Annotated in this window: 14 protein-coding genes and 2 pseudogenes; 3 read left to right on the forward strand and 13 right to left on the reverse strand. The window is 69.2% G+C overall.

What is annotated here, in order from left to right; genetic code table 11:
- Positions 1–18: 18 nt before the first annotated feature.
- Positions 19–1,503, reverse strand: coding sequence for a D-alanyl-D-alanine carboxypeptidase (locus OVA30_RS20655; protein ID WP_003600921.1), 1,485 nt, complete (start codon positions 1,501–1,503; stop codon positions 19–21).
- A gap of 433 nt (positions 1,504–1,936) precedes the next feature.
- On the opposite strand from OVA30_RS20655, the gene clpS reads away from it, so the two are divergent.
- From clpS to OVA30_RS20670, 3 genes are all read left to right on the forward strand, one after another.
- Complete coding sequence (gene clpS / locus OVA30_RS20660) at positions 1,937–2,332, forward strand: ATP-dependent Clp protease adapter ClpS (RefSeq protein ID WP_268176661.1); 396 nt, start codon at positions 1,937–1,939, stop codon at positions 2,330–2,332.
- A gap of 22 nt (positions 2,333–2,354) precedes the next feature.
- Positions 2,355–4,838 carry an ATP-dependent Clp protease ATP-binding subunit ClpA gene (gene clpA / locus OVA30_RS20665; protein WP_268176662.1) on the forward strand — a complete coding sequence of 828 codons (2,484 nt, stop codon included), beginning with the start codon at positions 2,355–2,357 and terminating at the stop codon, positions 4,836–4,838.
- Between the two features lie 135 nt (positions 4,839–4,973).
- Positions 4,974–5,246 (forward strand): hypothetical protein, encoded by a 273-nt coding sequence (locus OVA30_RS20670; protein ID WP_015824806.1) that lies wholly within the window; start codon positions 4,974–4,976, stop codon positions 5,244–5,246.
- Positions 5,247–5,258: 12 nt separating this feature from the next.
- Here OVA30_RS20670 and hemA read toward each other — a convergent pair whose 3' ends face one another.
- The 12 genes and pseudogenes from hemA to bchB form a co-directional block, all read right to left on the reverse strand.
- Positions 5,259–6,476, reverse strand: coding sequence for a 5-aminolevulinate synthase (hemA, locus tag OVA30_RS20675; protein ID WP_268176663.1), 1,218 nt, complete (start codon positions 6,474–6,476; stop codon positions 5,259–5,261).
- A 55-nt stretch (positions 6,477–6,531) separates the two neighbouring features.
- Positions 6,532–7,340: pseudogene (puhE, locus tag OVA30_RS20680) on the reverse strand (putative photosynthetic complex assembly protein PuhE).
- Between the two features lies 1 nt (position 7,341).
- Positions 7,342–8,436 carry a magnesium-protoporphyrin IX monomethyl ester (oxidative) cyclase gene (acsF, locus tag OVA30_RS20685; RefSeq protein ID WP_268176664.1) on the reverse strand — a complete coding sequence of 365 codons (1,095 nt, stop codon included), beginning with the start codon at positions 8,434–8,436 and terminating at the stop codon, positions 7,342–7,344.
- On the reverse strand, positions 8,433–8,759 hold the full coding sequence (locus OVA30_RS20690) for a hypothetical protein (protein ID WP_268176665.1): 327 nt from the start codon (positions 8,757–8,759) through the stop codon (positions 8,433–8,435). The genes acsF and OVA30_RS20690 overlap by 4 nt, the downstream gene beginning before the upstream one ends.
- Positions 8,759–9,229, reverse strand: a complete 471-nt coding sequence (gene puhC, locus OVA30_RS20695) for a photosynthetic complex assembly protein PuhC (protein WP_268176666.1) — start codon at positions 9,227–9,229, stop codon at positions 8,759–8,761. The genes OVA30_RS20690 and puhC overlap by 1 nt, the downstream gene beginning before the upstream one ends.
- Before the next feature lie 15 nt (positions 9,230–9,244).
- Positions 9,245–9,949 carry a photosynthetic complex putative assembly protein PuhB gene (puhB, locus tag OVA30_RS20700; RefSeq protein WP_268176667.1) on the reverse strand — a complete coding sequence of 235 codons (705 nt, stop codon included), beginning with the start codon at positions 9,947–9,949 and terminating at the stop codon, positions 9,245–9,247.
- An 11-nt stretch (positions 9,950–9,960) separates the two neighbouring features.
- Entirely contained in the window at positions 9,961–10,734 is a 774-nt protein-coding gene (puhA, locus tag OVA30_RS20705) for a photosynthetic reaction center subunit H (RefSeq protein ID WP_268176668.1), read from the reverse strand.
- 14 nt (positions 10,735–10,748) lie between these two features.
- Entirely contained in the window at positions 10,749–12,194 is a 1,446-nt protein-coding gene (locus tag OVA30_RS20710) for a BCD family MFS transporter (protein ID WP_268176669.1), read from the reverse strand.
- Positions 12,191–12,922 carry a magnesium protoporphyrin IX methyltransferase gene (gene bchM / locus OVA30_RS20715; protein WP_268176670.1) on the reverse strand — a complete coding sequence of 244 codons (732 nt, stop codon included), beginning with the start codon at positions 12,920–12,922 and terminating at the stop codon, positions 12,191–12,193. Before bchM ends, OVA30_RS20710 begins: the two co-directional genes overlap by 4 nt.
- A complete protein-coding gene (gene bchL / locus OVA30_RS20720; RefSeq protein WP_268176671.1) occupies positions 12,922–13,815 on the reverse strand; it encodes a ferredoxin:protochlorophyllide reductase (ATP-dependent) iron-sulfur ATP-binding protein in 894 nt (297 codons plus the stop codon). The genes bchM and bchL overlap by 1 nt, the downstream gene beginning before the upstream one ends.
- On the reverse strand, positions 13,812–17,528 hold the full coding sequence (locus OVA30_RS20725; protein WP_268176672.1) for a magnesium chelatase subunit H: 3,717 nt from the start codon (positions 17,526–17,528) through the stop codon (positions 13,812–13,814). The genes bchL and OVA30_RS20725 overlap by 4 nt, the downstream gene beginning before the upstream one ends.
- Positions 17,503–19,097, reverse strand: a pseudogene (gene bchB, locus OVA30_RS20730) (ferredoxin:protochlorophyllide reductase (ATP-dependent) subunit B). Before bchB ends, OVA30_RS20725 begins: the two are co-directional and overlap by 26 nt.
- Positions 19,098–19,100 lie beyond the last annotated feature (3 nt).

The raw sequence follows: 19,100 nt of genomic DNA on the forward strand, positions 1-19,100 counted from the left end.
GAGGGCTGTTGGAGGCGATCAGCTCCGGGTCGCGAAGCAGTTGAAGCCGTTCTTCTTCAGCGCGGCGCAGGCATCCTGCGCGGTGCTCTGTTCGGCAAATCCCGAGAAGCGGGCGCGGAACAGCGTGGTGCCGCCATGGGTCACGCGCACCGTGTAGGGCGCGGCCTTGGAGAGCATGCCGGTGCGGCTGCGTGCGTCGGCGAGGATCGACTTGGCCTTATCCTCGTCGTCCATGGCACCGAGCTGGATCACCCAGGGGCTCGGCGTGACCGGCTTGGCGCTGTCGCCGCGGGCATCCTTCGGCGGGCCCTCGGCCCGGGAGGCGACGCCCTCGACGGCGGGCAAGCGGGCGGTGGACTTGCCGGCCGTACCCGGGAACGGCGCCTGACCCGCCGAGCCGGCATAGGCCTGGGCAGCGCCCGGCAGCGCCTGGAGGGTGGTGCGGCGCGATCCCGGCGTGGTGGTGGCAGGCCGGATGTCGAGCGGAGCGTTGCTGGTGGAGCTCGTCGTCTCGATGTCTTCGTCATCCGCCGAGGCAAGGACCGTACGGGTGCGGGAATCGGCCTCGGCGACCACCGCCGGGCGACCGCGCTCGGCCACCTCGACCACGGGCGCGGTCTGACGGCTGCCGGCAAAGGCGCGGGGCAGATTGGCGCGGACGAGGTCGGCCATGATCCGGTCGCGGCTCGCGCCCGATTTGCCGCCGAGCACGATCGCCACGATCTGCCGGTCGCCGAGCTTGGCTGCGGTCATCAGGTTGAAGCCGGAATCGCGGGTGTAGCCGGTCTTGATGCCGTCCACGCCCTCGACATTTCCGAGCAAGCGGTTGTGGTTGCCGATGGTCCGGCCGCGGAAGGCGAAGGAGCGGGTCTGGAAGTAGCGGTAGTAGCGCGGGAAGCGATCCTGGATCGCACGGGCCAGCAGGGTGAGGTCGTGGGCCGTGGTGATCTGGTCGGGGTCGGGCAGGCCCGAAGCGTTGGCGTAGTGGGTGCGGCTCATGCCGAGCGCCTTGGCCTTGCGCGTCATCATCTCGGCGAAGCGCGGCTCGGAGCCGGCGATGTTCTCGCCGATGGCGCAGGCCACGTCGTTAGCCGACTTGGTGACGAGCGCCTTGATCGCCTCTTCGACCGTGACGGTCGAGCCGGGGCGCAGCCCCAGCTTCGACGGCGCCTGGGCGGCGGCGTTGGCCGAGATCGAGAGCGGCGAGTCGAGGTCGTAGCGGCCCTTCTCCAGCTGCTCGAACAGCATGTAGAGGGTCATCACCTTGGTGATGGAGGCTGGGTGGCGCAGCGCGTCCTCGTTGACCGCGTGCAGCGTGCGGCCCGACTTCACGTCCACGACCATGGCGGCGTAGGGCGGGTTGTACCCGCTCACCGCCTTGCGGGCGTGGCCTCGGCGTTTTGCCTCGGCCGGGTCGGCCACTGCGACGAGAAAACTCGTCGCCAGGAGCAGCACGGCGACAGCGCGGGACCCCGTGGTGGGCCGGCCTTCTACGCGACGCATCTCGAAACCTTCGCCTCGACAGTCGGACGTTCAAGCCCGGCTGGCACCCTTCACGAACGCCGCCATCGGGTCCGCAATCTCTGTCGAAGACGGTAGGATGAACGCGGTTACGCGGCCGTTAATGCCGGCCGATGCGGGTGCGAGATCGTCCTTTCGCCACAGGGGTTAAGCCGGTCTTGACGAGACCCGCTCGGGAAGGCCGGCGTCGCCCGCGTCGGGTCCGCCATGCGGCGTTTCGTCATCGGATCCAAAGACGGCCGCGCCGCATTTCGCGCGTGGGCGCAGGGCTGGCCGCGCGTTCAATCAGTACGGACAGTTTCGCGCACCTCACTGGCGCAGGCGCCGATCGGCCTATAGATTGCCTGTTGAGCGCCGCGCCCCTCACCGGGACGCTGGCGCCGAAGGCTGCCAGACCAAGGTCGCTTCGATTCAGATGTCTTCCAAGCTGATTAAGGACAACGTGCAGGAGGCGGGTCGGGGACGAGTTCCGGTGCGTGCGGCCTCAACCCCGCGCAGCCCCGGCGACGACGACCGTTCGGGCACCGCGATCATCACCCGCACCAAGCCGCGGGCGAAGCGACCGAGCCTGTACCGCGTGCTGCTGCTCAACGACGATTACACGCCGATGGAATTCGTCGTGCATGTCGTGGAGCGGTTCTTCAACAAGAGCCACGACGACGCCTACCAGATCATGATGCACGTCCACCACAATGGTGTGGGGGAGTGCGGCGTGTTCACCTACGAGGTCGCGGAAACGAAAGTGACGCAGGTGATGGATTTCGCCCGCAAGCACCAACATCCGCTTCAGTGCGTTATGGAAAAGAAATAGGCATCCAGCGAAGGCCAGAGCATTGCCCAGCTTCTCACGTAGCCTCGAGCAAGCCCTCCACCGCGCCCTGGCCTTGGCCGGAGAGCGCCGCCACGAATACGCGACCCTCGAACACCTCCTGCTCGCCCTCGTCGATGATCAGGATGCTGCCGCGGTGATGCGAGCCTGTAACGTCGAGACCGACGTACTGCGCCGCAATCTCGTCGAATACGTCGACACCGAACTCTCGAATCTGACGGGCGACGGGCGCCAGGACGCCAAGCCGACCGCTGGCTTCCAGCGGGTCATCCAGCGTGCGGTGATTCACGTCCAGTCCTCGGGTCGCGAGGAGGTGACCGGGGCCAACGTGCTCGTCGCGATCTTCGCCGAGCGCGAGAGCCACGCCGCCTACTTCCTGCAAGAGCAGGACATGACCCGCTACGACGCGGTGAACTACATCAGCCACGGCATCGCCAAGCGGCCCGGCGCGTCCGAGGCCAAGCCTGTGCGCGGCGCCGAGGAGGAGGCCGCGTCCGAGCGTCCGGGCGGCGAGGAGACCGAAGCGCGACCCAAGAAGAAGGGCGATGCGCTCGATGCCTACTGCGTCAACCTCAACAAGAAGGCGCGCGACGGCAAGATCGACCCGCTGATCGGCCGCCATTCCGAGGTCGAGCGCACGATTCAGGTGCTCTGCCGCCGCCAAAAGAACAATCCGCTGCTGGTGGGCGACCCCGGCGTCGGCAAGACGGCGATCGCGGAAGGGCTCGCGCGCAAGATCATCCAGCACGAGGTGCCGGAAGTTCTGGCCGACGCGACGGTGTTCTCCCTCGACATGGGCACGCTGCTGGCCGGCACCCGCTATCGCGGCGACTTCGAGGAGCGCCTCAAGCAGGTGATGAAGGAGATCGAGGCGCATCCCAACGCCATCATGTTCATCGACGAGATCCACACCGTGATCGGTGCGGGTGCGACCTCGGGCGGTGCGATGGACGCCTCGAACCTCTTGAAGCCCGCTCTGGCCTCAGGTGCCCTGCGCTGCATCGGCTCGACCACCTACAAGGAGTACCGCCAGTACTTCGAGAAGGATCGCGCCCTGGTGCGCCGCTTCCAGAAGATCGACGTCAACGAGCCGTCGATCCCGGACACGATCGAGATCCTCAAGGGGCTGAAGCCGTATTTCGAGGAGTTCCACAAGCTCAAATACACCACCGAGGCCGTGAAGGCGGCGGTGGAGCTGTCGGCCCGCTACATCAACGACCGCAAGCTGCCCGACAAGGCGATCGACGTGATCGACGAGACCGGCGCCTCGCAGATGTTGGTCCCGGAGGCGCGCCGCAAGCGCACCATCGGCGTCAAGGAGATCGAGACCACCATCGCGACGATGGCGCGCATCCCGCCCAAGACCGTGTCGAAGGACGATGCGGTGGTTCTGAAGAACCTCACCGAGAACCTGAAGCGGGTCGTCTACGGCCAGACCAACGCCATCGAGGCGCTGACCTCGGCGATCAAGCTCGCCCGTGCTGGCCTGCGCGATCCCGACAAGCCGATCGGCTCCTACCTGTTCGCCGGCCCGACCGGCGTCGGCAAGACCGAAGCGGCCAAGCAGCTTGCCGCCAGCCTCGGCGTCGAGATGCTGCGGTTCGACATGTCGGAGTACATGGAGCGCCACACGGTCTCGCGGTTGATCGGTGCCCCGCCCGGCTATGTCGGCTTCGATCAGGGCGGACTGCTCACCGACGGGATCGACCAGCACCCGCACTGTGTGCTCCTGCTCGACGAGATCGAGAAGGCGCATCCGGACCTGTTCAACATCCTGTTGCAGGTGATGGATCACGGCAAGCTGACCGACCACAACGGCAAGCAGGTCGATTTCCGTAACGTCATCATCATCATGACGTCGAATGCTGGCGCCTCCGATCTGGCGAAGTCGGCCTACGGCTTCACGCAATCGAAGCGCACGGGCGACGACGTCGAGGCGATCAACCGGCTGTTCGCGCCGGAATTCCGCAACCGCCTCGACGCGATCATCTCGTTCGGCCACCTGCCGAAGGAGGTCGTGGCCAAGGTCGTCGACAAGTTCGTGCTCCAGCTCGAAGCACAGCTCGCCGACCGCAACGTCACGATCGAGCTGTCGGACGAGGCCCGCGAGTGGCTCGTGGAGAACGGATACGACGACGCGATGGGCGCGCGCCCCATGGCCCGTCTGATCCAGTCCACGATCAAGACGCCGCTCGCCGACGAGGTGCTGTTCGGCCGCCTCAAGGACGGCGGTGCCGTTAAGGTGGTGCTGAAGAAGCCGGAGGCCGAGGACGGCAAGGGCAAGGCGGAACTCGGTTTCGAGTTCCCCGCCGGACCGGTCACCCCGAAGCCGGAGACGGACGTTGCCAATGCGGCCAAGCGTAAGCGCTCGAAGCCGCGTTCGGTGCCGCGCAAGAGGGCGGCCAAGCGTGATGGTGGTCCGTCCGGCGGCGGATCCTCCGGTGGCGGCTCCGTCCGCACCGTGCCGAAGGTTCCGCTGAAAGTCTGACAGTGCGTGGCCGCTCATTCGCAGGAGTGAGCGGCCTTCGAGGCCGGCGCGGGTTGCGTTCCTGCGCCGGCTCCCGGATATGGGCGGCGCCGCGCTCTGCCAGAGGGGCCGGCATCGGCCAGCAATGGGGGTAGCATGACGAGCGACGCGCAGGAGGAGCCCCTCACGCCTGTCGCGCCACAGCCGGCTCCGGCGCGGCCGAAGCCGTTGACGTCCCGCGAGAGACGCCGCCGCCGCCGCAAGTCGCGCCATCGCGGCGAGGAGATTCTCGGCTGGATCCTGGTGCCGGTGATCCTGTTCGGCCTGTTCTGGGGCGTGAACGCGGTCCTCGAGGCGATGGGCACGAGCCCCGGCGTGGTGTGGGATCAGCTGATGCAGGTGAAGGCCGCGCTCGAAAAGAAGATGTAGGGCGCGGGCGCCCTACTCCGCCGCCGCCTTGCTCAGCCCGATCCGCCGCCAGATCGTGCTCAGCGCGTTCACCAAATGGTCGATGTCGGCATTCGAATGCAGCGGCGAGGGCGTGATCCGTAGGCGCTCCGTCCCGCGCGGCACGGTCGGGTAGTTGATCGGCTGCACGTAGATGCCGAACTCGTCGAGCAGGGTATCGCTAATCGCCTTGCACAGCACGGGGTCGCAAACCATCACCGGCACGATGTGGCTGCGGTTGGCCAAAGTCGGGATGCCCGCCGCATCCAGCGCCTGCCGGACCCGTGCCACCCGCTCCTGATGCCGCGCCCGCTCGACACTGCTCGCCTTGAGGTGGCGGATGCTCGCCGCCGCGCCGGCCGCGACCGCGGGCGGCAGCGAGGTAGTGAAGATGAAGCCCGAGGCGAAGCTGCGCACGAAGTCGCAGAGCTGGGTCGAGCCGGTGATGTAGCCGCCATGGACGGCGAACGCCTTGCCGAGCGTTCCCTCGATCACGTCGAGCCGGTGGGCGAGCCCCATCCGCTCCGAGATGCCGCCGCCCCGCGCGCCGTAGAGGCCGACCGCGTGCACCTCGTCGAGATAGGTGAGCGCCCCGTGCGCCTCGGCCACGTCGCAGATCTCGTCGATCGGGGCGATGTCGCCATCCATCGAATAGACCGACTCGAAGGCGACGAGCTTGGCCCGGCCCGGCTCGATCAGCCCGAGCTTGCGGTCCAGATCCTCCGGATCGTTGTGGCGGAAGATCTGGCGTTCGGCCCGGCTCGAACGGATGCCCTCGATCATCGAGGCGTGGTTGCCCTCGTCGGAGAAGACGACGCAGCCCGGCAGCTTCGAGGCGAGTGTGCCGAGCGCCGCCCAGTTCGAGACGTAGCCGGAGGAGAAGATCAGCGCCGCTTCCTTTCCGTGGAGGTCGGCGAGTTCCTGCTCCAAGAGCACGTGATAATGGTTGGTGCCGGAGATGTTGCGGGTGCCGCCCGCGCCGGCTCCACATCGATCGATCGCCTCGTGCATCGCTTGCAGCACCGACGGGTGCTGGCCCATGCCGAGATAGTCGTTGGAGCACCAGACGGTGACCTCGCGCGCGCCGCCGGGGTTGTGATGCGTCGCGTAGGGAAATCGCCCCGCCTGCCGCTCCAGATCGGTAAAGACGCGATAGCGCCCCTCCCGGTGGAGTCCGGTGATCGCATTGCCGAAGAACGCTTCGTAATCCATGCCGTCCTCCCCGAAGAAGATGATGCCGGTGGGCAGATCTTGCGTCCGCCTCGCCTCATTCGCGCTGCACTGCCCGGGTTTCGGGCATCTCGGCCGCTCTGGGTGCGGCGCGGCCGGGCAGGCTCCAGTTCCACAGCGCCGCCGAGGGCAGCGGCAGCATCAGGAACCAATGCTCAAGGGTGGCGAGTGCCGCGAGCGTCGCGAGCAGGGCAAAACCCGTCACTGTCTGCGGCGCGGCCGCATCCCCGAGCGCGCCGCGGGCGAGCAGAACCGTCGCGGCGGTGCCCAGCGTCACCGAGAGTGGAAACAGTGGGTTCATCGGCCGCCGGCTGAGGTAGCAGGCGAGATAGCCGAGATGCGGCGGCAGGAACTCGGCGTGGAGGTTGCGCACGCCGAGGAACAGGTTGAGCCGCGCCGAGGCGTTCATCAATGTGAGCAGGGCGTAGGTCCAGAGCGCGACCCGGTTCCCCTCCCCCAGGTAAGGCAGAGGATGGCGAGCCCGCCGATCAGGATCGCGAATTCGTGCCACAGGCTGGTGGCGAGCGCCGCGAAGAAGCGGTCGAACCCGCGCAGATTCGGCGGGCACGCGGCGGGCTTCGGGCCGGAGACGAAGCCCATATAGTAGCTCATCTCCTGCCAGCCCCAGACGATGACCGCGGCGGTGAAGCCGAGATAGGCGCCCGTCTCCGTGTCGTCATCCGCGACCGCGCGGATGGTCCAGAGCGCGCCGGCCAGGACGGCGCTCGCTGCAACCATGCTGCGGGCATGCGTCCGCCGCGGCAGGTGCTGGAGCACCAGCACCAGCCCGGTGGCCGACCACCACAGCAGGACGGCGTAGAGCGCCGGAACGGCGTAGACGCCCATGCTACCAGACCGGATCGAGGCGGATGTCGGCCGGCATCGCGTTCTGCTTCACCGGCAAGAGGTAGAGCCGCGCGAAGGTCGCCGCCGCGACCAGGGTCTGGGCACCGTGCTTGAGCTTGCCCGACAGGCCGCCTTCCGCCTTGGCGGCGGCGATCTTGTCGGCGCAGACCAGCAGCCGGTCGAGCCCCGCCTTGAAGCGCGGATCGTCGAGATTGAGGGTGATCGGGAAGGTCTGTTTCGAGATCTCGGAGGTGATCCGGAAGACCTTGAAATCGTAGTCGGTCGGATCGACCCCGAGCGCCTTGTGGAAGGCCGGGCGGCAATGGTCGCGGACATACATCGTCGCGAACACCGCCAGCAGGAAGAAGCGGATCCAGTAGCGGTTGACCCCGGTCGTCAGCTTCGGGTTGGCCCGCATGAGCAGCGCGAACGCCTCGCCGTGGCGGAACTCGTCGTTGCACCACTTCTCGAACCATTTGAAGATCGGGTGGATGCGCCGCTCCGGATGCCGCTCCAACTCGCGGTAGATCGTGATGTAGCGGGCGTAGCCGATCTTCTCCGAAAGGTAGGTCGCGTAGAAAATGAACTTCGGCTTGAAGAAGGTGTACTTCTTCGCCTTGGTCAGGAAGCCGAGATCGACGCCGACACCGAAGTCCTTCAGCGTGTCGTTGATGAAGCCGGCATGGCGCGCCTCGTCGCGGCTCATGAAGCCGAACAGCTCCTTGATGTCCTTGTTCTTGGCGCGCTTGCGCATTTCCGCGTAGAGCACGCAGCCCGAGAACTCGGCGGTGATCGAGGAGACGAGGAAGTCGAGGAATTCCTTGCGCAGCTCCGGGTCCATCTCGGCGAGGTCGCAGTCGAACTCCTCGTTGCGCACGAAGTGGCGCTTGTTCGGGTCCGAGCGCAGCTCCTCGATCAGGATGTCCCATTCGCGGCGCACGGGCTCGACATCGGTGCGGTCGAGCTCGTCGAAATCGGTGGTGTAGAAGCGCGGGCTCAGAAACGTCGTCTGCTGCGCGCTCTTGGTCGAGTCGTTGAGCGGCTGGCGCGGGAACGGAGCTCCCGTCGCCGGTTGGGGCTGGACGTTGGCGTTCACAGCTTCCTCCGTTCGGAAAAGCTCACCTCGTAGAGCTCGGTCAGCTCGAGATGGGCGATCAGCTTGGTCCAGGCCCGCTCCAGCCGGCCTGCGCGGGTGACGGTGGCGGTGCGGCGTACGGTGAGGCGCTCGCCGTAGGGCACCTCGGTCGGCGCGTCGTGGACCTGAACCTCGTCGCCGGGCTCGATCTCAAACCCGCCATCGAGCGTCACATGCGCGTGCAGGCTCTCTGGCGTCTGCTCGATCTCGACGGTGCAGGGCACCTCGACGACCGTCTTGCCGATCCAGGCCATGTCCGCCTCCCTTCTGTCCGCTGCAGCCATCACCGCAGCTCCGTGCCGGGCAACAGGCGGGCGAAGGCCTTCGCGTTCGAAGGGCCGAAGGCCAGCAGCGGCACGTTCCGCCCGGTGGCGCCATCCTCCAACGACAACGTGCCGTTGTCGAATCGCGCGAGGGTGAACGGAGGCTCGCGGCTCAGGCCTTCCCGCTGCCGAGCCTGGGCGAGCCCGCGCAGCGTGCCGCGGATGAAGCCGTCCTGTCCCGGCTCGATCCGGGCGACCAGCGTTCCGCTCTCCGCCGCGCGCAGGTCGATGGCGCCGTCCGGCTGGTCCTCGGCGTGGAAGGCGAGCGTCTGAACTGCGTGGGCGGCCGGTATCTGCGGCTCCGTCTCCTGGCCGCGGCCGAGGGCGACGGCGACAATCGCCACCGAGAGCAGGGCCGCGACGGCCAGAAGCGCCGGCCGCTGGGATCGCGGCTTCTGCGGCGGGCGGCGGAAGTTCAGCTCGACGGGCATCGGTCTCACTCTCCGCTATCGGGCCCCGGCGGTCGCGAGGCGGCCGGGGGCAGCGCTCGCACGCCCCGTCGCGGCGGTTTCCAAAGCGCGCGCCGGACCTTTGGCAACACTTTCGGCGGCCGCCCCGGCCGAACCTTCGGCCTGCGCCGCGAGCGCGGGGGCGAGCAGGGCCACCACGCTCCGGGCTTCGGGCACCGAGCGCAGCATCGGCTCCGGCCGGCTCACCCGCCAGGGCCGGGCATGCGGCCAGAGATGCAGGTAGGCGACCCGCTCGCCCGGCGGCAGGCGCAGGGGGATGTCGCCGGTGCCGTCGGAAAACAGGCGCAGGTCGGCCGACTCGATCCGAGTGAGCGGCAGGTTGAGGGTGATCGGCAGGGCGATGCCGACATGCAGCACCATGCGCCGGTCGGTGAGCGTGTAGACCGTGGTGCGGTGGACGAGCCAGGCGAGGAAGCTCAGCAGCCCGAGCGCCGCGAGGCCGATCAGCAAGGTCGGGCCCGCGACGGCGAGCGCCCGCGCCGGCCCCCCGCTCGCGGCGGCGCCGATCGCCAGCACCGTGGCGGTGCCGGCGAACCACACCATGACGAGCCGGGCGTGGAAGGCGCGCAGCAACACGCCGGAGAGGGTCGGGGCGCCGCGCCACAGGATGCGCTCGCCCGGCGGCAACGGGCCGGGCAGGCCCCGCAGCGTCCCTTCGGGCAGGAAGTCGGAGTCGCTCATCGGATCGCCCCTCAGAGAATGGGTTCTTGGCGGGCGGGCGAGGCGTAGAGGGTGCCGGCGCCGAAATACGCCATGATCCGCTCCTCCTCCCGCAAGGTGACGGAATCCGGATCCTTGATGCCGGGGATGTCGGCGAACTGCGCCGCCAGCAGCGCCTCGGTCTTTACCGTGCGGGAGAAGCGGCCCGTGGTGCAGAAGGTCACCGGCATCAGCACCCGGCGCCCGCCCGCACCGAGTTCGACCTCGTAGTAGCGCACGAAGGATTCGCCGCGATCGAGCCAGAGATCGACGACGGTGCCAGCGACCTGCCGGTCGGCGCCGAAGACCGGCATGCCGATCGGGTTCGGTCCGTCCTCGTGGACCACGAAGGCATCGGCGACGCGTAAGGGGACGATGCGGTACTCGTTGTCCCAGGTCCGGTCGTGCTCGTCATGGCGCGGAACCCAGGAGCCGGGCCCGACGCCGGCCTGCAGCGACGTGTCGGTGCGGAAGTAGGGCGCGCCGGGGAAGACCTCGCGGCGGGCGCTCGGCACATCGGTATCGTAGGCGATGTTGGTCTGCGGCGCATACATCGTGTGGCCGCTCGACAGGTGGAAGGCCTTCGGCGTCGGGATCAGGATCGGGTCCGGGCTCTTCAGCCGGCCGGCCGCCTCGTTCTCCAGCGGATAGCCCTCGCGGCGATCTTCCCGGCGCAGGTAGAAGACCAAGCCCGCGAAGAAGATCCAGAACGCGTAGAGCGTGACCTGCGCGACATCGATGTAACCGGTGATCTCGCCTCTGGGCATGGCAGGCCTCCCGATCAGGTGGGACGATTGACGAGGGGGTCGAACGGACCGGAACGCCGCTCATCCGGACGGATGGAACCGGCGGCGTCCGCGCGCACGAGCGGGCCGAGCGCGACCAGCGTGGCGAACAGCAGCGCGATCTCGACGTGGTAGACGATGAGGTAGCCGATGGCCGGCTCGTTCATGCCCTCGCCGAGCGCCCCCGATTGCGCCACTGCGGCGCCGAGATCGCGCAGGATGCCGCTCGCGGCGATGGCAAGGCCGGCGGCGGTGGCCTGCGCCGCGCCCCAGGCGCCCAGCGCAAGGCCGGTATCCTCGGGCCCGGCCTTGGCCATGGAGGCGGTGAGCGTGCCGTGGGCGAACAAGCCGCCGCCGATGCCGATCAGCGTGACGCCCGCCGCAAACAGCCGGGCCGAGGCGAGCGGTGCAGCGAAGATCACCGCCGAGAAGGCGGCGATGCCGATCACCGCGCCCGTCGCCGCGACCCGGTAGGGGTCGCCGCCGCGGTTGAGCCAGCGCGCCGCTGCAATCAGCCCCAGCCCGCCGCCGGCCGCAAGCATCGCGGTGAGCGCCGTGGTCTGCGCCACCGTGAGGCCGAGGATCTGGCCGCCATAGGGTTCGAGCAGGATGTCCTGCATCGAGAAGGCCGCGGTGCCGAGCGCGATCGCCGCGAGCCGCCGACGTGCGGTGCCCTCCCCGGCATAGCCGCGCCAGGATTGGGAAAAGCTCGGGCGCGGCGCCGCTCGGTCGGTGCGGTGCGGATCGCGCGGCTCCTGCTTCCACAGGGCGACGCCGTTGAGCACGATCGTGACCAGCGCCGCGCCCTGGATCACTTGGATCAGGCGGACCGCCGAGAAATTCGCCAGCGCCAGCCCGAACAGAACGGCGCTGCCCATCATGCCAGCGAGCAGCATGGCGCAGAGGAGCGCCACCACCTTCGGGCGGGCATGCGCAGGGGCGAGGTCGGTGGCCAGCGCCAGTCCGACGGTCTGCGTGGTGTGGAGCCCCGCGCCGACGAGCAGGAAGGCGAGCGCGGCCGCGACATGACCCACCCAGAGCGGACCGGTGGTGTCGCCCGACAGGATCAGCAGGGCGAACGGCATGATCGCCAGCCCGCCGAATTGCAGCAGCGTGCCGAACCAGATGTAGGGGACGCGCCGCCAGCCGAGCACCGAGCGGTGCGTGTCCGAGCGGAAGCCGACCAGCGCCCGCAGGGGCGCGAACAGGAGCGGCAGCGACAGCATCACGGCGACGATCCAGGCCGGCACCGACAGCTCGACGATCATCACCCGGTTGAGCGTGCCGATCAGCAGCACGGCGGCCATGCCGACCGTGACTTGGAACAGCGCGAGCCGCATCAGGCGCCCGAGCGGCAGCTCCTTCGTCGCCGCGTCGGCGAACGGAAGGATCGCCGGGCCAAGGCGGAGCAGCGCCTGGGTGATGGCGAGGCCGGATTTCATCGAGCGGCCCCGGTCTCGATCGCGGGCGATACCGTCTTGCGCAGCTCGATCGCGTTCGAGAGGTAGAACCCGCTGTTCACCCGCTGCGTCCGCGCGACGGCGAAACGGGCTAGTGCCCGCTCCCCGGCGATGCGCCGCCGCAGGCCGCTCTCCGTGATCGGAACGATGGCCGGAGCCCGATCAGTCTTTGGGAACAGCTTGCCGGCCGCGTGCATCAGCGTCAGCAGCGCGGTGCGCGGGGCGACGGTGAAAAGCAGGCTGCCATCGGTGCGCAGCGACAGTTCGGCCAGCGCCCGGACGATGTCCGGCGCCTGATAATGGATCAGCGAATCCATCGCGACGACATGGTCGAAGCGGCCGAGCCAGGGATCGAGCATATCGCCGACCCGGAATTCGACCGAGCCGGGGCCGTCGATGACAGGAAGCCGCTCGCGGGCGAGCCCGATCAGCGTCGGCGAGACATCAATCGCCACCACCGCCGCGCCCCGGCGTGCGGCCTCGACCGCGAGCGCCCCGGTGCCGCAGCCGGCATCCAGCAGGCGCAGGCCGGTCAGATCCGCCGGCAGCCAGCCGAGGAGGTTGGCGCGCATGGTGTCACGCCCGGCCCGCACCGTGGCGCGGATCTTAGAGACCGGCGCATCGGAGGTGAGGCGCGACCACGCCTCGACCGCGGTGCGGTCGAAGTAGGTCTCCAACTGGGAGCGGCGGGTGAGGTAGGGCGTGCTCATCAATCGAATCCGAGGAATTCGAACAGGTCGCGGTCCTTCATCGGCACCGCCTCGCAGGGGTCGGCGCCGGCCCAGAGCGTCTCGGCGAGTTGCATGTACTCGTCGGTGACGGCCTTCAGCTCCGGCGTCGGCTCCATCTCGAACAGCGTCGATTTCTTCAGGCGCGAGCGCCGCACCACGTCGAGGTCGGGGAAGTGCGCAAGGCGGCGCAGGCCCACCGCCGCGTTGAAGCGGTCGATCTCGTCGGTCCTAGCCGAGCGGTTGGCGATGACGCCGCCGAGCCGGACGCCGTAGTTCTTCGACTTGGTGTGGATCGCCGCGACGATGCGGTTCATCGCGAAGATCGAGTCGAAGTCGTTGGCGGTGACGATCAGCGCGCGGTCGGCGTGCTGGAGCGGCGAGGCGAAGCCGCCGCAGACCACGTCGCCGAGCACGTCGAACACGACGACGTCGGTATCCTCCAGAAGGTGGTGCTCCTTGAGGAGCTTCACCGTCTGCCCGACGACGTAGCCGCCGCAGCCGGTGCCGGCGGGCGGTCCGCCGGCCTCGACGCATTTCACGCCGTTATAGCCCTCGACCACGAAATCCTCGGCCCGCAGCTCCTCCGAGTGGAAGTTCACGGCCTCCAAGGCGTCGATGACGGTCGGCGCGAGGCGCTTGGTGAGGGTGAAGGTCGAGTCGTGCTTCGGATCGCAGCCGATCTGCAGGACGCGCTTGCCCAGCTTCGAGAAGGCGACCGAGAGGTTCGAGGAGGTGGTCGACTTGCCGATGCCGCCCTTGCCGTAGACGGCGAAGACCTTGGCGGTCTCGATCCGGTCGTTCGGGTCGAGCCTGACCTGAAGGCTGCCCTCCTCGCGGCGGACGGGGACCGGATTTCGGATGGCGATGTTCATGCCGCGACTCCTGCGGTGATGCCGGGTGTCACGCCCTCCAGCCGGTCCTCCAGTTCCTCCTCGGCACGGTCGAGCGCGTCGCGCATCGCCGGGTCGGGAGTCCAGAAGCCGCGGCGGTGAGCCTCGATCAGGCGGCTGGCGACCTTGGCGCAGGCCGTGGGGTTGAGCGTCGCCATCCGGTCGCGCATGGCGTCGTCGAGCACGAACGTCTCGGTGATGCGCTCGTAGATCCAGGGCTGCACCGCGCCGGCGGTGGCGGACCAGCCGACGGTGTTGGTCAGCGTCGCCTCGATCTGGCGCACGCCCTCATAGCCGTGGCCGAGCAGGCCCTCGTACCATTTCGGGTTGAGCATACGGGTGCGGGTTTCCAGCGCCACCTGCTCGTCGAGCGAGCGCACGCGCCCCTCTCCGCGGGTTTGGTCGCTGATGTAGATCGGCACCGCCCCGCCGCGGGCGCGGGCCACCGCCCGGCCCATGCCGCCGAGCCCGTCGAAGTAGTGATCGACGCTCGTGACGCCGAGTTCGACAGAATCGAGGTTTTGGTAGGCGAGATCGACCCGGGCCAGCACCGCCTTCATCAGGTCGCGCTGCGGCGCGGGGCGGCCGGTGCGGCCGTAGGCGAAGCTCTTCCGGCGCGAGAATGTCTCGCAGAGTTCGTCCTCGTCGTCCCAGCGGCCGGACTCGACGAGATGGTTGACGTTGGCGCCGTAGGCCCCCTCCGCATTGGAGAAGACTCGCAGGGCCGCCGTCTCGAAGTCGCAGCCCTGCTCGGCCTGGATCGCCAGCGCGTGCTTGCGCACGAAGTTCCGCTCGATCGGCTCTTCGGCGCTGGCAGCGAGAAAGCTCGCTTCCGCGAGCAGCTTGGTCTGCAACGGCAGAAGATCGCGAAAAATGCCGGAGAGCGTGACCACCGCATCGATGCGCGGGCGGCCGAGTTGTTCGAGCGGGATCAGCTCGGCCCCGGCGAGGCGACCGTAGCCGTCGAAGCGGGGCGCCGCACCGATCAGCGCCAGCGCCTGGGCGATGGGGCCGCCCTCGCTCTTCAGGTTGTCGGTGCCCCACAGGACGAGCGCGACGCTCTCCGGCAGGGCCCGGCCTTCCTCGAGGTAACGCTCCAGCACCCGCGCCACTTGGCGGGCTCCGTCGGCCAGCGCGAAGGCCGTGGGCAGGCGGTAGGGGTCGAAGCCGTGCAGGTTGCGCCCCGTGGGCAGGATACCGGGATTGCGCAGCAGGTCGCCGCCCGCGACCGGGGCCACGAAGCGCCCGTCGAGGGCCCGCATCAGCGCGGGCAGCTCGCTGTCGCGGGCGAGGTCGGCATCGATCCGGGCGAGGTCGGCGAAGGCGGCCCGGTGGGTCTCGTCGGCGGGCAGACCCGCGGCGGCCAGCGCCTCGTTGAGGGACGCGCCCTCGATCAGGAGTTCGATCCCGGTGCGGGCGGGCTTCAGCCCGTGCGAGGCCTCCGCCAGGGCGAGCAGCAGATCGACACGTTCCTCGCAGACCATCCCCTGGCCGATCACGTGCAGGCCGTGCGGGATCAGCGTCTGCTCGAGTTCGAACAAAGCGGCGGCGAGCGCGGTGACGTGCGGGGCGGGATTGCCCTCCCAGGCAGGCTCGGCCGGGACCAGATCGACGGCCGCGCCCTGCGCCTGGATGACTACGGCGAGCGCCGTCCGCTCGGCCGTCGCTTCCGGTTCGAGACCGCGCCAGCGCTCGACCGAGGCCTTGAGGTTGCTCAAGCCGCGATAGAGCCCGGCGGCGGCGAGGCTTGGTGTGAGGTAGCTCACGAGCGTCGCGGCGGAGCGGCGCTTGGCCAGCGTGCCCTCGGACGGGTTGTTGGCGGCGTAGAGGTAGATGTTGGGCAGCGCACCGATCAGCCGCTCGGGCCAGCAGGCTTCCGACAATCCGGCCTGCTTGCCGGGCATGAATTCGAGCGCGCCGTGGGTGCCGAAATGCAACACGGCGTCGGCCGAGAAATCCTCGCGCAGCCAGCGGTAGAAGGCGCTGAAGGCGTGGGTCGGCGCGAAGCCCTGCTCGAACAGCAGCCGCATCGGGTCGCCCTCGTAGCCGAAGGCGGGCTGCACCCCGACGAAGACGTTGCCGAACTGCGCGCCGAGCACGAGGATGTCGGCGCCGTTGCTCTGGTGGCGGCCGGGGGCCGGGCCCCACTGCGCCTCGATCTCGGCCAGGTAGGTCTCGCGGCGGACGTGATCCTCGGCCGGAATGCGGGCGTGGACGTTGGCCGGCGTGCCGTAGCGGGTGGCGTTGCCGCCGAGTATCTTTTCGCGCAACGCATCGACGCTGTCGGGCACCGCGACGTCGTAGCCCTCGGCCTTGAGGCCGCGCAGGGTGTTCAGCAGCGAGGCGTAGACCGAGAGGAAGGCGGCCGTGCCGGTGGCGCCGGCATTGGGCGGGAAGTTGAACAGGATGACGGCCAGGCGCCGCTCGCGCTTCGGACGCCGCCGCAGGGCAACAAGCCGATCGATCCGGGCGGCGAGCCGCTCGGCGCGCTCGGGATGCACGCGCATGTCGCGGGCATTGCCGAGGCCGGAGGCCGAGGAACGGCCGCCGAACACCACCGGTGCGGTGGCGCCGTCGAGTTCGGGGATCGCGACCATCATGGTCGCCTCGACCGGCGACAGGCCGCGGCTGCCCGCCTCCCATTGCTCGATCGTTTGGAATTCCAGCGCGTGGGCGGCGAGATAAGGCACGTCGAGCCGCGCCAGCGTCGCCTCGGCCGCCGCCGCGTCGTTATAGGCCGGGCCGCCGACCAGCGAGAACCCGGTGAGCGAGACCAGCGCGTCGATCGCCGGCCGGCCGTTCACCGTGAAGTAGGCGTCCACCGCGGGGCGGTTGTCGAGGCCGGCGGCGAAGGCCGGCACCACGCACAGACCCTTGGCTTCCAGGGCGGCGATGACGCCGTCGTAATGCGCCGTGTTACCGGCCAGAACGTAGGAGCGCATCAGCAGCAGGCCGACGCGGCCGCGGGCGCCCGGCACGGTCGGCAGGGCGGACAGGCTCTCGCCGACGCGGTCGGCCATGCGCGGATGGTAGAGGCCGGTCTCGGGATAGTGCTGAGGCGCGGGTGCCGCGGCGATCTCACGCCACATGGCGCGGGGCCCGGCAGCGTAGCGCTGCACGAGGAAGCGCACGAGGCTCGCCACGTTCTCGTCCGAGCCCGCGAGCCAGTATTGCAGGGTGAGGAAATAGGCGCGCACGTCCTGCGCCGAGCCGGGGATGAAGCGCAGGATCTTCGGCAGCTTGCGCACCAGCGCCATCTGCCGGGCGGCGTTGCCCTCTGCGCCCGGCTTGCCGCGCAGCCGCTTCAGGAAGTCGAGGGCCGAGCGCTTGGTCCCGCTCATGTCGAAGCGATTGAGCTTGGTCGTCCGCACGATCTCGGAGGCCGAGAGGCAGCCGATCATCGCGTCGCAGCTCGCGCGGCGTGCCTGGATCGCCGGCAGGATCGCCCGGACGTGCTCGTCGAGGAACAGCATCGCCGAGAGGACGATGTCGGCCCGCGCGATCTCCGCCTCGCAGGCCCGGAGCGCGGCCTTGTCGGTCTCCCACTCCGCGGCGGCGTGAAAGCTCAGGGCGAGCCCCGGCATCTCGGCCGCGAGCCGCAGGCGCGCCCGTTCCACCGCGCTCGCCAAGTGATTGTCGAGCGTGACGATGGCGACGCGGATGGTGGGCCTATCGGCCGAAATGCGCCTTGGCATCGTAAAGGGTCTCGAGAGTGATGAGCGGGAGCTGCCGCTCTCGGGCGAATCGCTCGGTGTTGGCGCGGGCCTTCCCGCGCACGAAGAACGGGATCTTCTTCAGCTCCTTCTCGGCATCGGGTGCCCACGGCGCGGTGCGGACCGCGTCGGCGCCCTGGATCTGGATGGGGGGTGGAACGGGCGCCGACGCGAGGGGGGAGTCTTCGGCGCCCGTTCCACGGCGTCCGCCGTCCCGCTCGGCCCGCGGCCGAGATGAGACGGGGCGGCGCCATCGTGGAATTCGGGATCTTCGCGGAACATCCCGAGGAGATGTTCCTCCAGCCCCATCATCAGGGGGTGCACGAGGGTGTCGAACAGGACGTTGGCGCCCTCGAACCCCATCTGCGGCGAGTGGCGGGCGGGAAAATCCTGGACGTGGATCGGCGCCGAGATCACCGCGCAGGGGATGCCGAGCCGCTTGGCGATGTGGCGCTCCATCTGCGTGCCGAGCACGAGTTCGGGGGCGGCCGCCTGGATCGCCGCCTCGACGTCGAGGTAGTCGTCGGTGATCGTCGCCTCGATCCCGTGGAGCGCGGCTTCCGCCCGGACCTCGCGGGCGAATTCGCGGGTGTAGGTGCCGAGCCCGACGAGCTTGAAGCCGAGTTCGTGCGCGGCGACGCGGGCGAGAGCCAGCGCGTGGGTGGCGTCTCCGAACACGAAGACGCGTTTGCCCGTGAGATAGGTCGAATCGACCGACCGGCTGTACCAGGGCAGGCGCGAGGGCGCGTCGGCGAGGACGGGGGCGGGATCGACGCCGGCCAGGGCCGCCACCGCCTCCACGAAGCGGGTCGTCGCCCCGACTCCGATCGGCACCACATCGACGAAGGGCTGCTGGTACGTCTTTTCGAGGTACTGCGCGGCGCTGCGCGCCACCTCGGGATAGAGCACGATGTTGAAATCGGCCTCGCCGAGCCGGACGAGATCGGCCGGCGTCGCGCCAAGCGGCGCGACCACGTTCACCGCGATCCCGAGGCCGTCGAGAAGGCGTCGGACCTCGATCAGGTCGTCGCGGTGGCGGAAGCCGAGGGCGGTGGGGCCGAGGATGTTGCAGGCGGGGCGCCGCCCGTCGCGGGGCGAACGCTCGGCCGGCGATCCGGCCAGGGCGCGCACCAGCCGGTAGAAGGTCTCGGAGGCGCCCCAGTTCTCCTTCTTCTGATAGGCCGGCAGCTCCAGTGGGATCACCGGGATCGGCAGAGCGAGCGCCTTGGCCAGCCCGCCCGGATCGTCCTGGATCAGCTCCGCCGTGCAGGAGGCGCCGACGATCATCGCCTGGGGCCGGAAGCGCGCGTAGGCGGCGGCGACCGCATCCTTGAAGATCGCGGCGGTGTCGCGGCCGAGATCCTGGGCCTGAAAGGTGGTGTAGGTGACCGGCGGGCGCTTGGCGCGCCGCTCGATCATCGTGAAGAGAAGGTCGGCGTAGGTGTCGCCCTGGGGAGCGTGCAGCACGTAGTGCAGCCCCTCCATCGCGGTGGCGACCCGCATGGCGCCGATATGCGGCGGTCCCTCATAGGTCCAGACGGTGAGCTGCATGGC

This window comes from Methylorubrum sp. SL192 (assembly GCF_026672325.1).
GTDB lineage: Bacteria > Pseudomonadota > Alphaproteobacteria > Rhizobiales > Beijerinckiaceae > Methylobacterium > Methylobacterium extorquens.